Source organism: Candidatus Ruminimicrobiellum ovillum, from assembly GCF_002392975.1.
GTDB classification, from domain to species: Bacteria; Elusimicrobiota; Endomicrobiia; order Endomicrobiales; family Endomicrobiaceae; genus Ruminimicrobiellum; species Ruminimicrobiellum ovillum.
On record NZ_DGIC01000010.1, the window covers coordinates 167506 to 187618 of the forward strand.

General features: G+C 30.0%; 18 protein-coding genes and 1 tRNA gene. 1 reads left to right on the top strand and 18 read right to left on the bottom strand.

Annotation, left to right across the window (positions count from 1 at the left end):
* Positions 1 to 3: 3 nt before the first annotated feature.
* Positions 4 to 76: transfer RNA gene (locus tag B2Y85_RS05340), tRNA-Phe, on the top strand.
* Positions 77 to 136: 60 nt separating this feature from the next.
* On the opposite strand, the gene pgeF is transcribed toward B2Y85_RS05340, so the two are convergent.
* The 18 genes from pgeF to queF all read right to left on the bottom strand — a co-directional run bounded on the left by pgeF (position 137) and on the right by queF (position 20080).
* A complete protein-coding gene (gene pgeF, locus B2Y85_RS05345; RefSeq protein WP_372519444.1) occupies positions 137 to 802 on the bottom strand; it encodes a peptidoglycan editing factor PgeF in 666 nt (221 codons plus the stop codon).
* Positions 803 to 807: 5 nt separating this feature from the next.
* Positions 808 to 1962 (bottom strand): cell division protein FtsZ, encoded by a 1155-nt coding sequence (gene ftsZ, locus B2Y85_RS05350; RefSeq protein ID WP_372519445.1) that lies wholly within the window; start codon positions 1960 to 1962, stop codon positions 808 to 810.
* Positions 1963 to 1981: 19 nt separating this feature from the next.
* Positions 1982 to 3217 carry a cell division protein FtsA gene (gene ftsA, locus B2Y85_RS05355; protein ID WP_372519446.1) on the bottom strand — a complete coding sequence of 412 codons (1236 nt, stop codon included), beginning with the start codon at positions 3215 to 3217 and terminating at the stop codon, positions 1982 to 1984.
* A gap of 15 nt (positions 3218 to 3232) precedes the next feature.
* Positions 3233 to 4153 carry a cell division protein FtsQ/DivIB gene (locus tag B2Y85_RS05360; RefSeq protein WP_372519447.1) on the bottom strand — a complete coding sequence of 307 codons (921 nt, stop codon included), beginning with the start codon at positions 4151 to 4153 and terminating at the stop codon, positions 3233 to 3235.
* Between the two features lies 1 nt (position 4154).
* On the bottom strand, positions 4155 to 5054 hold the full coding sequence (locus B2Y85_RS05365; RefSeq protein ID WP_372519448.1) for a D-alanine--D-alanine ligase: 900 nt from the start codon (positions 5052 to 5054) through the stop codon (positions 4155 to 4157).
* The gene (gene murB, locus B2Y85_RS05370) at positions 5051 to 5920 is read right to left on the bottom strand and encodes a UDP-N-acetylmuramate dehydrogenase (RefSeq protein ID WP_372519449.1); all 870 of its coding nucleotides are present in this window, start codon (positions 5918 to 5920) and stop codon (positions 5051 to 5053) included. The genes B2Y85_RS05365 and murB overlap by 4 nt, the downstream gene beginning before the upstream one ends.
* 63 nt (positions 5921 to 5983) lie before the next feature.
* Positions 5984 to 6730 (bottom strand): hypothetical protein, encoded by a 747-nt coding sequence (locus B2Y85_RS05375; protein WP_372519450.1) that lies wholly within the window; start codon positions 6728 to 6730, stop codon positions 5984 to 5986.
* Positions 6731 to 6749: 19 nt separating this feature from the next.
* On the bottom strand, positions 6750 to 8102 hold the full coding sequence (gene murC / locus B2Y85_RS05380; RefSeq protein WP_372519451.1) for a UDP-N-acetylmuramate--L-alanine ligase: 1353 nt from the start codon (positions 8100 to 8102) through the stop codon (positions 6750 to 6752).
* Between the two features lies 1 nt (position 8103).
* Positions 8104 to 8562: a hypothetical protein gene (locus tag B2Y85_RS05385; protein ID WP_372519452.1), complete on the bottom strand. Its 459-nt coding sequence runs from the start codon at positions 8560 to 8562 to the stop codon at positions 8104 to 8106.
* A 28-nt stretch (positions 8563 to 8590) separates the two neighbouring features.
* The gene (locus B2Y85_RS05390; protein WP_372519453.1) at positions 8591 to 9259 is read right to left on the bottom strand and encodes a metal-dependent transcriptional regulator; all 669 of its coding nucleotides are present in this window, start codon (positions 9257 to 9259) and stop codon (positions 8591 to 8593) included.
* A 479-nt stretch (positions 9260 to 9738) separates the two neighbouring features.
* The gene (locus B2Y85_RS05395) at positions 9739 to 10368 is read right to left on the bottom strand and encodes a CatB-related O-acetyltransferase (RefSeq protein ID WP_372519454.1); all 630 of its coding nucleotides are present in this window, start codon (positions 10366 to 10368) and stop codon (positions 9739 to 9741) included.
* A gap of 15 nt (positions 10369 to 10383) precedes the next feature.
* Positions 10384 to 11025, bottom strand: coding sequence for a pimeloyl-ACP methyl esterase BioG family protein (locus B2Y85_RS05400; protein WP_372519455.1), 642 nt, complete (start codon positions 11023 to 11025; stop codon positions 10384 to 10386).
* Positions 11026 to 11070: 45 nt separating this feature from the next.
* Positions 11071 to 11676, bottom strand: a complete 606-nt coding sequence (locus tag B2Y85_RS05405; RefSeq protein ID WP_372519457.1) for a GIY-YIG nuclease family protein — start codon at positions 11674 to 11676, stop codon at positions 11071 to 11073.
* A gap of 24 nt (positions 11677 to 11700) precedes the next feature.
* A complete protein-coding gene (locus B2Y85_RS05410) occupies positions 11701 to 13575 on the bottom strand; it encodes an AlwI family type II restriction endonuclease (protein WP_372519458.1) in 1875 nt (624 codons plus the stop codon).
* 110 nt (positions 13576 to 13685) lie between these two features.
* Positions 13686 to 15806 (bottom strand): Dam family site-specific DNA-(adenine-N6)-methyltransferase, encoded by a 2121-nt coding sequence (locus B2Y85_RS05415; RefSeq protein ID WP_372519459.1) that lies wholly within the window; start codon positions 15804 to 15806, stop codon positions 13686 to 13688.
* Between the two features lie 106 nt (positions 15807 to 15912).
* On the bottom strand, positions 15913 to 17556 hold the full coding sequence (locus B2Y85_RS05420) for an AAA family ATPase (RefSeq protein WP_372519460.1): 1644 nt from the start codon (positions 17554 to 17556) through the stop codon (positions 15913 to 15915).
* Positions 17557 to 17779: 223 nt separating this feature from the next.
* On the bottom strand, positions 17780 to 19696 hold the full coding sequence (feoB, locus tag B2Y85_RS05425) for a ferrous iron transport protein B (protein WP_372519461.1): 1917 nt from the start codon (positions 19694 to 19696) through the stop codon (positions 17780 to 17782).
* Positions 19697 to 20080 carry a preQ(1) synthase gene (queF, locus tag B2Y85_RS05430; protein WP_372519462.1) on the bottom strand — a complete coding sequence of 128 codons (384 nt, stop codon included), beginning with the start codon at positions 20078 to 20080 and terminating at the stop codon, positions 19697 to 19699.
* Positions 20081 to 20113: the final 33 nt, after the last annotated feature.

Sequence of the window (20113 nt, forward strand, 5' to 3'; positions counted from 1 at the left end):
AGTGCTGAGGTAGCTCAGTCGGTAGAGCAAAGGTCTGAAAAACCTTGTGTCGGCAGTTCGATTCTGCCCCTCAGCACTTTTTAAAAATATCGAAAAGCTTGGAACAAACGGTTCCAAGCTTTTTTTGTTTACGGATTTATTTACATTTAATTAACGACATTATTCTTTTGTCGGTAGGTTCCCTTCTGTAAGAAAAAAACATTTCGTATTCGTGGCAGGTACAATGAGAATTTATATACGATTTTTTTATGCCTAATTTTTTAAACTGTCTTTGTGCTTCTTTTGCCAAAGAAAAATATTCTTCATCGGCAGGTCTGTTAAAAGCTTTTTTAAGTTCATCCCCCACCTGGTAACAACATTGTCCTATATGCGGACCTACATAAGCAAATATATCCTGTGTGCTTATACCGAAATCTTCCAAAAATCTTATTGTCGCACTTTCAATTATACCGCCTGCAAGTCCCCGCCACCCCGCATGTACCATGGCAACCACGGAATAATCTCTTGAAGCTAAAAATACGGGCATACAATCGGCAGTAAATATACATAAAAATATATTTTTATCATCTGTTATTAAACCGTCACAATCGGCAATAAAAGTTCCGCAATCGGCAGATGAAACTTTTTTCACCATGGTTCCGTGAACCTGATTTGCAAAAACTATTTTTGTTGAATCTATACCGAATAAATTACAAAAAGATTTCCTTTCATTTATATCTTTCATGTTACCGCAATATCTTGTTGTGGTTAAATGAAAAGTGTCAAAGTTTTTTTCGATAGTTACGATATTATCTTTTTGCATAACCTTTATAATTTTCTGGGTTTATGTATTTCGTAGGCCGGTCTGCCGAAAACATCGATAGAATCTTCTTTAACGGCAGCTTTTTCTTCTTCTTTTTTTTGAGCTTCCGCGTCCTCAAATAAATCATTATTTGCTTTTTGTTTTTCTTCTTCTTTTTTAAACGAAGCAATTATTGCTACTCTTATTTTTGTATCAAGATCATTATTTTCGGTATTACCTATTTTTAATGATATATAATGTTTAAATTCTTTTTGAATATATTCTTGAGCAAAACGTACATCACCTACGGCAATTTCACTTACCTTTGAATAAGAAATGTTTATTAAAATTCTGTTTGCTTCTTTTATATCGTCACCTTCAACAAATTTGTTCGTAATAGCATTATTAAAAGCTTCTTCAAGTGTTTTTCCGTCACCAAGACCGATTATGGCATTTCCTGCACCTTTTAAAATATTATTGATATCGGCAAAATCTATATTTACTGTTCCCGTTTTTGTTATGGTATCGGTTATAGATTCTATTGCTCTTCTTAAAACATCATCTATAAAAACAAAACCTTGTTCATAATGTGTTTTTTCATCTATCAAAGAAAAAATTCTGTCGTTAGGAATAACTATCAATGCATCGGTATATTCTCTTAACTCCGCTATACCTTTTTTTGCATTTTCCACTCTTTCGGAGCCTTCGGCAGAAAACGGTTTTGTAACAACACCTATTATTAAAATTCCTCTTTTTCCCATTTTCTGCAATTCCGCATCCAGTTCTCTTGCAACTCTTGCAATAACAGGCGCTGCGCCCGTTCCTGTTCCGCCGCCCATACCGGTAGTAATGAATACCATATCGGCACCTTGCAACATATCTCTGAATTTGTCTATTGATTCTTCCGCATACATCTCACCTTTTACGGGATCTCCTCCGACACCTAAACCTGTTCCTATGGAAATTCTATTTTCCGCGGCAGATTTTCTTAAACTATCGTTATCGGTATTTACGGCATAAAGCTGAACACCGGAAATGTTTGCGGTTACCATTCTGGTGATAGCATTTGTTCCTGCTCCGCCCACACCTATAATTTTTATATTTGCACGACTTGCAACAACATTTGTATTATTTTTAGCGGTTTCATTATTACCGGGAAACCTTATTTCCAAATTTTCCATATATAAACTCCGTTAAATTTTACTTGAAATTGTTGAACCAGGATTTAAGAGTATCCGCAAATCCGTGTTTTTTTTGTCTGCGACTAACACCTTCGGACATCATTGAAGAACTTAAATTTTTTAAATTGTTTTTTAGTATGGCAAGAGCCGTAGTATAAACTTGTGAATTTATTATCTTATCATCGTAACAATCAAAATCTTCGTCGGTAAAATTTGCACATTTTGCTACCGAAACGAAATATTTCGAAAAAGCTTCCGGCATACCTTTAAGTAACGAGCCTCCGCCGGTGAGAATAAAACCGCCTACAAACTCATTTAAAGCTATACCTTTTTGCTTAAATGCTTTTTCTATTTGTTCCAATTGTGTCTCAACTTGAGGTTTTATTATATCTACCAATTCTCTTACAGTAAATTTTTGTGTTTTGTTTCCCGGAACGGAATATTCAAATTCAGTATTATCGGTTATAAGCTCTTCTAAAATAACACCGTAAGTTTCTTTTATTTTTGTAGCTTCTTTTTTTGTTATTTTTAATTTTGCGGCAATATCTCTTGTTATATAATCGGCACCGAAAGGAAGCTCAAAAGAATACTTTAATTTTCCTTCAAGATAAGCTACAATTCCGGTAGTCATTCCGCCGATATCCACCAATATACAACCCAATTCTTTATCGTCATTGGAAACCAAAGTATCGGAAATGGAACTGTATCCGTATTTTAATTTGTGACCTCCGGTTGCCTGCTTAATATTAGACATATTACTTTTTGTTCCGGAAATCATAAGAGCCGTCAATTCCAAATATTTACCGCTCATACGAACCGGATTCGCAACTATTTGTTCATCTATTTTATATTGTTGCGGAATTATTTCAATTATTTCTTTTGTGTCGGGAATTTTCTTTGTTTCTTCCAATCTCTCCGTAATTTCGGCAATCGTTTGGTCCGTAACTATACCGCCATCATCTTCATCTATTTTCATTCTCGTATCGGCATTGTTAACCTCTATCAACGCTCCTCTTACGGCACACAACATATCTATATTTTCAACTTTAAATTCTTCTTCTGCTTTTGACAAAAACTTTTTTACCGTAAATTCGGCAGCACCTATATCCGAAATCACACCGTTTTTTACACCGTCGGAAACAAATGTATCTGCCGACAAAATTTCTATTTTATTTTCCGAATTTATCTTTGCAATTACTCCATGAATAGAACTTGTACCCAAATCCAAGCTTATAAGAGCATCTAACTTTTCCATATTTTTACTCCTGTATTATATCTTGCTTGTTTCGTCAACAACCGAATATTTTACCAAAACTTTATTTTTATTCATATCAAGAAAACTTAAATCTATACTTTCTATACTCTTATCCGTCGTTGCCAAAAATTTTAAAACTCGTTCAAGTTTTAAAATTTTATCGTCCGTATTTTTTTCTTTCGGCGAGCCCCAATAAATATCCGTTTTTCCGTTCACGGTTAAAATAATATCTTCAACCTCACCGTATTTTATTTCGTTAATATCGGAAACTACATTTGTTATTTGAGGTTTTATTTTTTGATAAAAAGAAAGTAAATCTTTTCTTTCCCTATCACTGTTAAAAACCAGTGTCGGAACATTCATCAAAGACATATTTCCTCTCAAATGGAACGGTTTGTCATCAAAATCAAGTCCGAATTTTTTATCGTCAATATTGATAAAAACTTCCGGCAATCTTTCGGTTAAAGAAACAACTATTTTTCTTCCCCAGTCGGTTCTGTGCATTGAAACATCTTTAAGTTCGGCTTTAAATTCTTTTAAATCTTTTTCAGCTTGATATAACCTCACCGCAAAAGAGCTGTCACCTTTTTGAAAAGGTATCAATTCTTTTATCTCGGATTCGGTAACATTTTCACAACCCGTAATTTCAATATTTTCTATAAAGAAATTTTCCAACGAACACAAATATTTCACTAAATGGTTATATGCATATACACATGCAAACGCTAAACAAATAACAAAAGCCAATTTAAACAGTATACGGAAAATTTTTCCGTACAACTTCTTTTTCCCGCCTCTGTTTCTTATACTGATACTTCCATAAGAAATAGCCATATTTATATTTCTTGTATGGCTTGTTTTAGTTCTTTTCTTGGCGGTTTTTTTTACAGGTCTTTTCTTTATTGATATTTTATCTTTAACTATTTTTATAGCCATTTTATTTTGCCGACTTTAAAATTTCCAAAACCAAATCTTCAAAACTTAAACCCATATGCTTTGCCGCATCCGGGAACAATGATGTCTGTGTCATACCCGGCAGCGTATTTACTTCCAAAACATATATATCGTTATTTTTATCTACTATCATGTCAACTCTGCATGTTCCGTTACATCTGAACTCGTCGTAAACTTTAAGTGCGATATTTTGTATTTTTTTCAATACTCTTTCCGGTAATCTTGCAGGAATAATGTGTGTTGATTGCCCTGCGGTATATTTAGATTTAAAATCGTAAAATTTACCTTTAGGCACAATTTCTATAACTGGTAACGGATTACCGTTTAATACGCCTGCGGTAACTTCCACACCTTTAATATATTTTTCCACCAATATTCTGTCTTCGTAAGAAAAAGCAAGTTTTACGGCTTTTTCAAATTCTTTTTTATTTTTTACTATCGATATTCCTATTGCAGAACCTTGCGATGCCGGTTTTACTACCGCAGGATACGATATTTCTTCGAACGGTTTTAATTTTTCTATTATTGTCCATTTTGCCGTTGGAATTTTTGCGGCTTCAAACATTTTTTTCGATATTATTTTGTCTATTGTTGCGGCACTCGAAAATACACCGCAACCGGTATAAGGAATACCCATAATTTCAAGCATACCTTGAATTGTTCCGTCTTCACCCGGTGTTCCGTGCAAAGTTATATATGCCAAATCTATTTTTTCTTTTACCAACTTCTGCGCTACATTTTTGTTTACATCTATCAATACAACTTTTAAGCCCAACTTTTTTATTGCATTATAAACTGCTTTTCCCGACATTAAAGAAATTTCTCTTTCCGACGATGTTCCGCCGCACAACACACCTATTTTTTTCTTTTTTAAATTTATCATTTTATTATCTTTATTTCCGTTTCAAGTTTTATACTATATTTTTTGTAAACTTCATCTTTTACAAAATCGATTAACTTTAACATATCTTGTGCACAGCCGTTATCTTCGTTAACAAAGAAATTTGCATGCACATCGGATATTTTTATTCCGCCGACACTGTAATTTTTAAGATTTAGAGAGTCTATAAGTCGTCCTGCACTATCACTTTCGGGATTCTTAAATACACACCCCGCATTTTTAGTGCCGATTGGTTGCGAATTTATTCTTCTTTTTCGCTCTTGTGAAATCGTCTTTAAAATATCATTTTTATCAGCATTTTTCAAGATAAAAAATATCTTGGTTATAATGTTGCCTTGCAAGTCACTTTTCCTGTATTCAAAATTAATATTATTTTTAGTTAAAACTCTTTTGTTACCCGAATAATCTATAACTTCTATTTTATCAACAATGTCGGACATCGAACAATTTTTTACACCGGCATTTCCGAACACCGCACCGCCTACGGTTCCCGGTATTGCCGAAAGATATTCCAGCCCGCTTAAACCGTGTTCGGCTGTTTTTATTGCCAAATAAGCCAAACTTACCGCCGCTCCGCAAATAACATTATTTCGGGATATTTCATATTTGCAAAATTCACCGGATAGTTTTAATACTATGCCTTTAAATCCTTCATCGCTGAACAAAAGATTTGAACCGCCGCCGATAACAAAAAATTTTATGCTATTTTCGTTTATAAATTTTAACAATGATACCAATTGTTCTTCCGTTTCAACTTCAACAAAACAGTCGGCATTGCCGCCGATACACAATGTAGTATGTTTTGATAACGGTTCATTGCATTTATAATTACATTTTATTGATGACAAAAATTCTTCCGTATTAATAATACTTATTCTCCAAAACTTACAGTTTTATGCTTTTGTATACAGTTATTGTACAATATAAGCTTTACCGTCGTGAAGCAAATAAGTTTTACCTTCTATAACAACTATTTTATCATCGCTTGTCGATGCAGGTACAGGCTCGGGAGTTTGTTCGGATATATTTGTTCCCGGAATTTTTTCCTGCGGTTGAACGGATTCAAGTTCGGATTTAGGTTCTTGTTTCGATACTTTTTCCTGTGTTTTTGCAGGTTCAGGTTTAGGTTCAACGGCAGGCTGTTCATCGACAACGGTACCGGCATTCGTCGTAACATTTGTATCTTTTACAACATCGGAAACAACAAAACATAAATCTTTATCTTCATTATAAACATCGGTTATGGCTACATCGGCATCGTGGTCCATAAATTTAAAAGTGAATTTGATATAATTATTATTTTTATGTGAGAATCTTCCATCTTTCCCAAAATATTTAGAAAACTCTCTGGTCATATCATCCTTAAAAAAGCCATTAAAGCTTTCCGAAACTCCAAACCTTAATAACGGTATAGGTCTCATATCATGATCTCTGCCGTTGATTCTAACAGTACAAGATATAAATTTCAGCGGATACGAGGATTTGTTTACAAGTTTAATTTCATCGGAAATACCCTTATCAACTAATGTCTTCATCGTAGTTTCGTAAACATAATCACCATACGGACTTTTTGTTATAATTTCACCATCAGCAAAAACTGCCGAAACCATAAAAAAAACCGTTATTACAGAAATTGCCAAACTTTTAAAATTAATCATTTTCTCTCCTTAATTTGTATTACAATATTTTCAATAATTCTTCACCTTGTTGCCAAACATTACCCGCACCGAGCGTTAATAAAATATCGTTTTCTTTTAATGTCTGTGCTATCGATTTTATGTCCGTAAATTTTTCTACATTACATTTATTTTGTTTTGCAGCCGTTACTATTAAATCCGCGGTTACACCTTTTATCGGCTTTTCGCTTGCAGCATAAATATCCATAATATAAACGACATCCGCTTTTTTAAGAGCTTTCCCAAATTCTTTATACAAATTTCTTGTTCTTGTATATCTGTGCGGTTGAAATATTGTAACTAACCTTTTGTGAGGATAGTTATGTTTTAGTGCCGAAAGTGTAGCATTAATTTCTGTAGGATGATGACCGTAATCATCAATAACAGTTATACCGTTTTTTTCACCTTTAACTTCAAGTCTTCTTCCTACTCCTCCGAATTTAAAGAGAGCCTCTTTTATTGTAACAAACGGTATATCAAATTGTAACCCGATACCTATTGCCGCCAACGAATTTAACACATTATGTTCACCCGGAACTTTCAACAAAATTTTACCGAGTTTTTTACCTTTATAAATAACATTGTATTCCGTGTTACCGTTAACAACGGTAATATCCGTTGCGGTTATGTCGGGGTTACTTTTAAATCCGTAAGTGATATATTTTCTTGTTGCATAAGGTAACACTTCTTTAACCAAAGGGCTATCGGTACAAACCATTGCACAACCGTAAAAAGGAAGACTGTTTATGTGTTTAATAAAAGCCTGTTTTAAGTTGTCCATAGAACCGTAATAATCAAGATGGTCGTTATCTATGTTTGTAACTATTGTCAGTACAGGTGAAAGTTTTAAAAACGATCCGTCGGATTCGTCTGCTTCGGCAATTATATATTCGCCTTTACCGAGCCTTGCATTTGTTTTCAAATTTTTCAGTTTTCCGCCGATAACTATTGTAGGATCAAATCCGCCTTCATCCAATATCATTGATGTCATTGATGTTGTTGTTGTTTTGCCGTGTGTTCCCGCAATAGTTATTGTATATTTTAATCTTGCAAGTTCCGCAAGCATTTCTATTCTGGGAATAATAATTATTTTTTCTTTTATTGCCTGTTTAACTTCGGGGTTATCTTTTGAAATTGCTGTAGATGTTACGACAACATCCACATTTTTTACATTTTCGGCTTTATGACCGATATATATTTTTGCACCTAATTCTTTTAGTCTTTGTGTTACTTCTGTTTTTTTAATATCCGAACCTGAAACCTGATGTCCTAAATTTAGTGCCACTTCGGCAATTCCGCTCATACCGGATCCGCCGATACCGACGAAATGTATTCTTTGTTTTCCGTTAAACATTTTACTCCTCTTTCTTATTATTATTTGAAAAATATTCCGTAACTTTATTTTTTAATTTTTCTATCTTCAAATTAACATCACCAAACACTTTGTGACTTAACAAATTCACATCATTTATTCCTTGCACCATATCTATATTCGCAAATTTTGTAGCTAAATAATTTATGTCTCCTACACTTTCCAACACTTCTACACTTTCAATATTTTCGTCCGGTTTTTTATCATCCTTGTTTTCCGTTTTTTGTTCTTTGTCACTTGAAAAACCCGAAAAAGATATTTTGTCCAACAGTTCTTTTTTATATTTTTCAAATTGCTCATCAATAGTTCTTTCTACATAAGTTCGCACATAATTTTTTATTCTCTCGGGAGTAAGAATATATTTAAAAGTTATATAAACAGATGCTGCAAATAATAAAAATGTTATCAATAATGTTAATATTACAATTTTTATAACTTTCATACCCTAAATTATACAAAACTTTACATGCTTATTTTCTTACATAAATAAGATTTGCAACTTCACCGTCCAAAGCAATTTGTGTTTCGTTAACCTTCACGATATATGTAGGAAACTTTTGGTGTAATTTCAATTTTGTTCCCGGAACCAAACCGATAGATAAAAGTTTGTGCATATAGTCGTGATTTGTTGTAACTATATACGAAAGAGTAACTTCTTCGGCAATATCTATTTTTGATAACGGAACAACGATAGATTCTATTTTGCTGTTTGAATTTTTACAACAGTTCCCTTCCGGAATAGGATTTCCATGCGGGCATTGTTTCGGATGCCCGAGCAACGTACAAATCGAGTCTGCCAAATCGGTGGAAAGGTTATGTTCCAAATCACAAGCGATTTTTTCTATATCCTGTCTGTTAAAATCCAAAACATCAGCTAACAATCTTTCGGTAAGTCTGTGTCTTCTTGTAAGTTGTTTACCTAAATCTTCACCGGCATCGGTAAGTTTTATTTTATTTTTTTCTTTAATTATAAAATTCTTTTCCAACAGAACATTCGTTATATTTTTGGATACGCCTTTTTCTATTGTTTCGGAAACTTTTTCAAAATCATCTTCGTTTCTTTGAAGAGATGTCCAAATTACTCCGAGAGCTTCTTCGATATCTATGTTTTCTTTACTTTTGTGAATGTTTATAGCCATACTTTGCTCCTTTTACAGATTATAACGATTTACAATTTCTAACTGCAACTTTGTGTTTTCAAAAATCATGTACTCATTCGCTCCGCTATCTTTTTAGTACACTTCATTTTGAAAACACTTCGTTTCGTTTACGAACTTGTAAATCTAACGACAACGACAAAACGACAACGACCGGATTGCCACGACGGTTACACCGCCTCGCAATGACAGACTTTTAAAATTTTCGTTTACAAGCATAATTAAAGCCGTCTATGAGTGCAGAAAATTGAAAACAAAAAACTATAAATCAATCAAGTTTTTTCCCGTAGGGCAATGTGTCATTGTTTGAGCTTTTTTCGTTTCATTAGGTCGTTAGAAAAAAGCGTTGCCGTTGGGCGGAGAGTTTATAAAATAAAGCTCTCCGAGGTTGGCCTTTGGTTTTCAATTTTCAAACGAATGGCTTTTTTGCTTGTAAATGAGAAATTGTAAAAGAACTGTTTTTACAGAACTAATTTCTTCAACTTCTTCTTTACTTCTGTTAAATTATTATCCGTTAAAATCGGAATTAAGTCGTTAATTTCTTTTATGCTCTTATCCCACCATTTTAACTTAAGCAACAATTTTATCAACTGATTATCAAATCTTTTTCTTATTACTTTTGCAGGATTACCTGCAACTATCGTGTATGGAGCAACATCACTTCCTACAACGGAATTTAATCCTATAATTGCTCCGTCACCGATATGTACTCCAGGCAAAATTGTTACATTTTGTCCTATCCAAACATCGTTTCCTATTATTGTATCACCTTTTACAGGCATTTTATTTAATGGAGGAACTTGTTGTTTCCAACCTTCAAAAATATAAAAAGGAAATGTTGTAACCGCATTCATTTGATGGTTTGCACCATTCATTATAAAATTTACACCTGCAGCTATCTGACAAAATTTTCCTATTATCAGTTTATCCCCGATAAAATCATAATGGTGTGTTACATGCTTTTCAAAATCGGTATCTGCAAAATAAGTAAAGTCTCCGACAATAATATTTTTGTTTTTTATCGCAGGTTTAACATTTGTTATTGTTTTAATTTTTCTGTTAGGAAATATTTTGTTTGGATTTGGATTCATTTTTCCCCTTTTTACCTACAAATTAAAAATTTCGTCAACGGAACTAAATCGCAAAAACGGTGTATGATGTGATGCATTTTTTAACAACACAAAATTATCTTTAAAATATTCCTGTTGTGTAGCCGGATTAAATACTTTATCATTATCGGACAAAATCACTTTATCAAATTCTATCGGTGTAAACTTTAAACTACAATATTCCTGTAACTTTATTATTTCCTGCTTTGAACTTTCAAACGGTCTGTAAGAAGGTGCAGACAGAAACTTTTTAAGTTCTTGTTCATCGTAGACAAGATATGTCGATATGAAATCCATACAGTTATCTAAATTTAAGTTTAACATTAAATCTATTATTTTTTTACTTATACCGAACTTCTTATCTGTCATTAACGGATTACCGTTTACAGCAACTTTCTTATCGAATTCAGGAAATTTATCTTGCAACAAACAAGCTATCAAAACACCTGCAGAATAAGTTAACAAACTTACTTTATTATATTTACTGAAATCAAACTCAAAATCCAATGTGGAATAATCCCAACATAACAACAAATTTTTGCTTGAAGAAAAATTTTTGAATTGGTTATCGTCGCATCCCCAACCTGTTAAAAATACAACCAAATCATTACTGTTATTTTCTATAAGTTTTGTTTTCATTTAAAAATTCCTTAAAAGAAACCAATAAATATGAGATATTCTATTTTAAATTTTATCTTTAATAGTTGTTAAAACTTTTCCTTTAAATTTAAAATATTTTGCACCTTGATAAGCACCACTTTTATTTAATTTCCCTCTTTGTTCCATTAGTTTATAAACTAATGGTGATAGTTTATAAACTTGTCCTTCATATTCAACCTCTCTTTCACTTACAACTTTTGCTGTAACATTTCCATCATATACAAAAGCTATTTTGTCACCGTTTTTAATACCTTTATTATAAAAATTAAACAATCGTTCTTGTTTTCTTTGATTAGTAATTTCTTTAAAATCTTCTTGTCTATTTACTTCTGCCGGAAAAATAACTTTCCCATCAAAAGCTAATAATAATTGTTTTACTAATTCAATATCTAATACAAATAATTCAGTATTAGGTACTCTATATTTGCTGAAAATTTCTTGTAAAAGTTCCTCTTTTGCTTTATAATCTTCTACTTCTATGGCAAAAAATCTTTTTAGTCCTGTCACATTACGATAACCATTGCTTTCAAGAAATCTCATTCTTTCTAAAAACTGTTTATATTCTGTTATTCCAATTTTAATCAATCCAGATACAGTTGTTGTCATTAGATAAATGATTCCTTTTGCCATTTTTACCCCCCAAAACTTAAATTATTATAGAGTAGAAACTATATTCTTGTTATACCAACTATCTGCTTTTTCATTTGATAAATATGCTTTATCAAATAACAAATATAAATTTTTATATTTTAATCCTTTTTTTATAATAGTTTTTAGTTCTGATGTTTGTAACGGAATTATTTTTAAGCCTGTCACAGATTTTGTTCCATCATTAGAGTAATGATGATATGTTTTTCTATTAATAAAATCTGAAACAACATTAATAGCTAAAAAGTTGCTTATGAAAATACAATATGATTTATTATTTTCTGTTTGCAAAAGATAATCGCCTAAATGCCTTGAAACAGGTTCTATTTCTGCTCTTCTCTGATTTTGATTATTAGTTAATGTTGCTTCTAATAACACTGCATGTTCTGGGAAAACATTTGTTTTATCGTATTTATATATAATATCCGCACTACCACCAACAGCATGTGTTTTAGGTAATAAATCTGCATCTAAAGACAAATTCATATAATCCAATATTTTCCCTTTATATTCACTTATCTTATACCAAATAATTCCAAGTATATATTCAAAAATTGTAGGGATATCAGCATTATATGTAACAAGTTCATTTATTTTATCATCACTTCTTGTCTCAAACAATTCTAATAAATCAATTATTTTTTCATTTGAAAACTTTGTAGATATTAAATTATTAAATCTAACATATCTTTCGTCATTTACAGAATTAGTAAATTCTTTTAGTGATGAATACTTTGATTTTCTTTCTGAATTTATAATATGTAATATTTGTTTTTCATCAAATATTAAATCATTGCAAATTTCAGTAATATTGCAATCTTTTTCTAAAATATCGGACTTTGTAAATGCTAAATTATAAAGTTCATTTATATTATTCTTAAAATAATAATATGGCAAAGTATCTAATTTTATTTTTTCATCTTCAAAAATTATTATATCTGTTAATTTGAAATATCTTCTATTTAAATCCAAATAATCTGATAATGTTGATTTTATTTTAAATAAGTGTAAAAGTTTAAAGAATTCCGTTTTAAATTCTGTTTTATTTTTGTTTAATAATGAATTTTCTTTTAAGCATTTTAAAGGTTCTTTTTGTAATTTGTTTTTTTCTGTTGAAGAAAACAAATATTTTTTCCAAAAATTTTTTGCTTTACCATTTATTTTTTCTGTTTGTTTATATAATTTCAAAATATTATTTTTTAACTTTCTTTTTAATGCAATTTCTTTAAGTATCTCATAAAAGTTATAGTATGGTTTATCATAAGTTCTACTTTTTCTATTAATACCTATTGTTGTAATTAACTTCTCACTGTCTTTATTACTCATAAATACATTTAATGCTTTGTTATATGTATCATTGTTAAAAATAAAATCTATTATAAAATTGTCTATTGTTCCATTGTCTTTTCTTATTTTTTTTATAAAGTTTATTGCCTTTTGTGCTATAGAATCATCAACACATAATGGTAATATATAGCAAAATTCCTCCTTTGTTAAATATTCCAATTTAGATAAAAAATAAATTAATAATATAAAAGGTCGAACTGTTTTATTTTCAACAGTTGTCGACATCTTTAAAAGTTGCTTTAAATAAATATAACTATCTTTTGCTATATTTAACTCATTGTCACTATTAAAATTACCTAATTTACTTATTCCTAATAACTTTCTACCAACTTGTGTTAATTTTCTATCATTATCTATTAAACCTATTTCAACCAAACCGGATGTTTTTTCTCTTGCATCTTTATCAGGTCTTTTTGCATTTCCAACAATAAATTTATTTTCTTTTAAAAAATTATAATAATCTTTTTGCAAAGAATTATTATTAATCCAATTTTGGTTTGTGTTTCCAGGTTTGTTCCAAAATTCATCAAGCAACGAAAGTTGTTTTTCAATATTAAAATTAAATTGTTTGGTTCTGTAACTTGTAGTTCCAATGTTCCAACAATAACTTTTGAACGGAATGTTAGGTAATGTCATACTTTTCCTTAATAATTTATAATTAAAACTTCATCTGTAATTTTTTCTTTGTTTTTCGTGTGATAATTGGAATTTGAATAACTATTATTCAAATGAATAACTTTATAATTATATTTGTTTATCCAATCCATTAAAATTTTATTTTCTTTTCCTTTATTTGCTAGTACATTAGACAATGCAAATTTTATATTGTTTTTATTTAAAAGATTTAAAAATTCAAGTAAATCTTTTTCATCTTTTTGTGTCCAGCCGTCTTGTTCATTATAAGTTGCACAAGTTATTAAATATGGTGGATCACAATATACAAAACTATCTTTTTTTAATTTATTTATTTTAATTTTCCTAAAATCGTTATTTGTAAAGATGTAATTTTTTTTATGTATGACATCTATAAAATCTGAAAGTTTTTTTTGCATTTTTAAATTAAAATCTCTTTTTCCTACAGGTAAATTATAGTTACCTTCTTTATTGAATCTTATTTGATTATTAAAGGAAAAAACTATAAGAACATATAGTAAAATATAATAATCATCATCTTTTTCTGTTAAAGAATTAAAATCATTTCTCATTCTTATAAAGTTATCTTTATTATATCTCATTAAACCTTCAGAACTATTCGCTGAATATTTCTCATATCCATATTTACTTGTATTTGAAAGATTATATTTAGAAACTATTTGTTGTATAGAAGAAAAAATTTCTTTGTTGCTTAATTTTTTAAAAGTATTATATATCCCTATTAAATAAGAGTTTGTATCATTTAAAATTATTTTATCACTATTAATATTTATACCTACATTACATCCACCACAAAACAAATCTACAAAGGAACTTATTGTTTTTGGAAATAATGGTAAAATTTGAGATAAAATTTTATACTTACCACCTGTATAATTTAAAGGGGATTGTATAAATTTTTTTTGTTCAAAAATATTATTATCACAAACACATAAAAATAATCTTTCTTCATTATTTTCTATTTTTGATTTACCTGTAGTAAATGCTTTATATTCTTTTGAAAAAACTGTAACTTTACCTTTGTTTGATAATATTCTTATTATATCTTTATCACTAATTCTCGCATTTGATCTACTATTACCTTTATTAGACATATTATTGTATGATAACAATATATACTTTGCATTTATATTACTTATTAAATCTTCAAATGCTTTTGTAGCATTTTGTGTACAGTAATCACTTTTTAAATTGTCTCTTTGCATTTTTAAAGCAACACCGGATACTTTAGGTTTTTGCCATCTTGCAACATTTTCAAGTAAATGGTAAGCATCACAATACTGTCTTGAATTGTAAGGCGGATCAATATAAACTAAATCTGCTTTTATATTTTTTACCAACTCATTAGCATCAATATTATAATTTTTATTTTTTTTATTTAAATTGTTTGAAATTAAAGGAACAGCCAGTTCTAATTTTTTATTTAATTCTCCACTTTTTCTATAAGCATCATAATGTCCACAAGTATTAGCAATTTTATCCATAGCATACAATAAAGATGTTATTAACACTGCTCTTTCCCTTTCGTTTATAAATTTGGAATTAAATTTTTTTTCAATATCCTCTCTTATAAAACCTATCTTTTTACAAACATTCTTATTAAAATATGTATTTGAAAAATTTATTGACATATAATTATCATTTTGTGGATTTATGTTATTGTAATCAATAATAATTTTTTTTATTTTATTTGTATCAACTTTTTCTATTCCAAACCAAGCAAGATGACATATATAATTACTATACATATTATCGTTTGTAATTAATGTTTTATCAGTAAATGCTGACGAGACCGCACCCGTTCCGGCAAAAATATCTGCTACTGTATTGATATTTTTACAATGCTTTTCAACTATTTCTTTTATAAAAGGTAATAATTTATATTTATTTCCTAAATATCTTCTGTTATTAATAGCGGTGGTTTTATAATTTTTTGTATTTTTTTTAAGTATATTTGAAAGTTTATTTAATGTTTCTTCATCCCACAAATACTGCTGTATATGTTTTGTAGGGAAATAAATAAGTCCTTCTTCTTTAAATTCATAAAGAAGAGCTTGTGATATATTGTATTTATCGCAAACTTCCGATGTGGATAATAGTTTGTTATTCATTTCTTTATTATACATACATCTGTATGCTTTGTCAAGTTTTTGTTTTACACTTTTATCTCAGCATTTTAATTCAAATGACAATTTTATCTTTTGGCTATCAAATTTTTTAATTAATGCCCTCAAATATATCTTTTTCTAATTCTTTATAAACTTGTGTTTCTGGCGTAATTAGAGGTGCTAATGTGTCTCTAAAAAATGCATCTTTGGTATTTCCGCTATGCGATAGTTGTAATATTTTCTTTATCTCAACATAAATGTCACCACTCGCAGATTTTATATCATCTTTTGGATTTCCTCTCGAAATAGAATCTTCTAATTTTGCTTTTTTTATAGATAAAATCTCATCATATTTATCCGATTTATTTTCTTTTTCACATAGAAGCTTCAATATTTCATCATCTAACAAATAAGACTCTATATGCCTTCTAGACAGAACTTTTATATCTTTATTCTTTAGTTCTTCTATTTCATTATCATTCCTATCATCTCTATCAACAAGTTTAATTATTTTAGAATTACTTAAAGCTTGAGAAATTATTTTCATACTGATATTTCCTTCATTCTCAATTTCAGAACAAGAACCAATAGAAACAAAACAAACATCCGGATATTTACTATTAAATATTTTTGTATATATTTGAGCATCAAAATCTTTATATTTTCTTCCGTTTGTATTCCCTTCACAAAATACAACTGTTTTTGGAGCAATAAGCTTTGATAAATCACCAAGAGCTAAATCTAAAAATCTTTTCCACATAGTTGAATCAATTCCTGAAGGAGTCATAACAACTTTATTATCAAAATCTCTATTCTCAAAATCTAAAAAAATTACAGTTCCAGGATTTTCTTCTTCAAGTTCTTTCGCTTTTTTCAGCATTCCCATAGAATGAGTAGAAATCCAAAGCTGAGAATTTCCAGGAATCAAAGAATATAATTCTTTCAATAAATTTGCTTGTAATGTTGTATGCATATGAGATTCTGGTTCATCTATACAAAAAATTGTATCTGTAAAGTAACTGGATTTTATGATTAAATCTAATATTAAATCAAAAGCCGATTTTTCTCCAGCTGATAAATTAGCATAAATAAAATCTTTCGAAATTCCTTTTGTGAAATAAAAAGAACCATTTTCTAATGGTTTTCCTAATGATGATAATTCCAAATCTTCAAATACATTATGTAGTGAATTTTGAATTTTTCCTGTTAACTCTTTTCTTAATTCTTCTACACTTTTAGTATTATTTTCTTTCATAAACAGACTTGATATGGTTGAAGAAATTAAACGATTATAATTATCTGATACAGTAGCATCTGTCGTTATTAATGTTTTACTATTAATATTTCTATCTTTTACAGGATTTTCTTTTTTGCTTAAACTTGATATTACAAAATTTGATTGATTTCTATATGCAGATCTAAAATAAAATTTTTCACAAATTTGTCCCTTACTTAATGTTGATCCATAATAATATAAATTAATTGTTCTATCAATATTTCTAAAAAAAGAACCATATGCATTTTCTTGAATATCATTATAATTGGATTTTTTTACATAATACTTACTATCTTCTGTTCCTAACATACCAAATCCTTTAATTTGATACCATACATTAAATGCTTCAAACAATGAAGTTTTTCCACATCCATTTGGGCCAACTAATACAATAAGTTTTGCAGTTTCTGGAATACCTGTTATTGTTAAATCTGTGAATCGTTTAAATTTATTGATTTTAATTTCTTTTATTTTCATACAAACAATAGACTCCTAAACTTTTTTGTGTAGTTGTCTTTAAATTTGCAAATTCTAAAAACATAAAATTCAACTTAGTAGTTGATTACTTTCAAAGACTTCCTATATTTTAAATTATAACAAAATATTTACCGACTGCGGTGTACATAAGGAAAAGCAAAGGCGACCGGTACATAAAGAAGGTAAATATAAAGTTATAATTTAAAAGATAAAGTCGTTTAGCTTAAAACAATGCAATAACAAACCTTAAAGCTCCTCCAAACAATACCGCATATGTTGTAATCGCAACAAAAACTATTGAAGCAATTTTTATTCCATGCTCTTTTATTACCATCAAACTTTGCGCAAGACAAGGAACAAACAATGTTATAACTACCGCACTAACCAAAATTTGTGTTCCGGATAAAAGTCCGTCTTGTGCCAAAGTATAAATTCCGGATGCTCCGTAATCTCTTCTTAAAAAGCCCATAATAAATGTGCTTGTCGTTTCTATAGGTAGCCCTAAAAATTTTACTACTATCGGTGAAAACCATCTTTCAAGTGTTGTAAGCAAATGAATTTTGTCCATAAAAAACAAACCGACCGTAGCTAAAATAAATAAAGGAACTACTTCTTTCATGTACCAAACAAGTCTCATTTTAACTTTAGATAAAATGTTTATTATTGACGGTATTCTCATTTTAGGAATTTCTATAATAAAGTTTGTGGACTCACCTTTAACATAAAAATCCAAAATTTTTCCAACTAAGAAAAGCGAAAACAATATACACAACAGCCAAACAATTGTTGCTTTATAAGATACCGAAGATAACATCGCAAGAATTATACCCAACTGTGCCGAACACGGTATTGAAAGCGATAACAAAATTACAACTATCATTCTTTCTTTTTTTGTCTCAAGTATTCTTGAACTTAATACTGCCATCGTTCCGCAACCTACTCCCAAAACCATAGGAAGAACGGCTTTACCGTTTAAACCTACAAGTGAAAACAATCTGTTAAGTATTACCGACAATCTCGGCAAATAACCTGAATCTTCCAATATTCCGAAAAATGAAAAAAATGCAATAACTATAGGGAATATTATTGCAAAAGCATATGGTATTGCCATTGTAAAAATTCCGTACTGACCTACAAACAAATCTTTTACAAAATTTACAACCGGTCCCGTTCCCAAATAATCAAAACAGTTTGCAATAAACGGATTTATCAATTCTTCAAAAACTTTTGTTTGTATCCAATCTACAACGACACCTGCAACAAACACTCCAATGAATTCGTACATTATAAAAATAATGAACAACATTATTATCGTTCCCCAAAACGGATGCAAACAAATGTTGCCTAACTTTTCCATAACACTTTTATGTTTTCTGTGTTTTATTTTTTTTACTTCGGAAACGATTTTTAATATTGTTTCATTGTTATCGTGAAATATTTGTGCCGCAAACATTTTGTATTCGTTTTTAACAGTATCCGATACCAACTTAAAAACTTTTTCCTGCAACTTTTGCGGAACATACTGTTTTATATCTTTATCGCCCGACAACAAATATACAGCCAACGCTTTAGCTATTGAAGTTTTATCTTTTAAAACGTTCTCTATTGTTAAAATATCTTTACTGTTTTTATATTCAATATTTAAGTTGCTTACGGTCGCCTGCGGTATAATTTTTAAAATATCACTCACACCGTCACCGGTTGTTGCTGTACAGCAGGTTATCGGAACACCTAAAATTTCCGTTAACTTCTTTATATTTATTCTAATTCCCGACTGAATGGCTTCATCTCTCATATTCAAAACCAACACCATAGGTATTTTAAACAATGCAAGTTCACAGAACAAGTGCAGCGACCTTTCGATATTTTTCATGTCGCATACTTGTACTATAATGTTAGGTTTTTCTTTTATTATTAAATCTCTTGTAACTTGCTCGTCTTCTGATAACGGCATTAAAGAGTATGTGCCGGGAGTATCTACAACCTGATACTGTTCACTGCCGATTGTAATATTTCCTCTTGTAACATCAACTGTAGTACCTGCATAATTTGAAACAACCGCATATTGGCCGGTAAGTTTATTAAATATTACGGACTTGCCGACATTGGGGTTACCGACAAATGCTATCGATTTCGACATTTATTTTTTACCTTCTTTAATGCTGCCTGCGGAAACTGTTGTTGTAATTCCGCCTCTAATTTTAAATACTAATTCAACATATATCTGTTTAGGTTTTAATAATTGTTTAATATCTTTCATAATACTGTTTACTACGGATTCATGAACCATACCAACCATTCTGTAAGATTGCAAATACATTTTCAAAGATTTTAGTTCAACAACGACTTTGTTGGGAACATACTGAATTTTTAAATGTGCAAAATCAGGAAGTCCCGTCCACGGACAAAGGCATGTAAATTCGTCTGTTTCTATACAAACATTTATATTGTTACCGACATATTGGTAAGGCATTGCCTGTAATAATTGTTTTGATACTTTATTAAATTCCGGCATATTTTTCATATAAAATTCTCCTATAATATTATTAGAGTAATT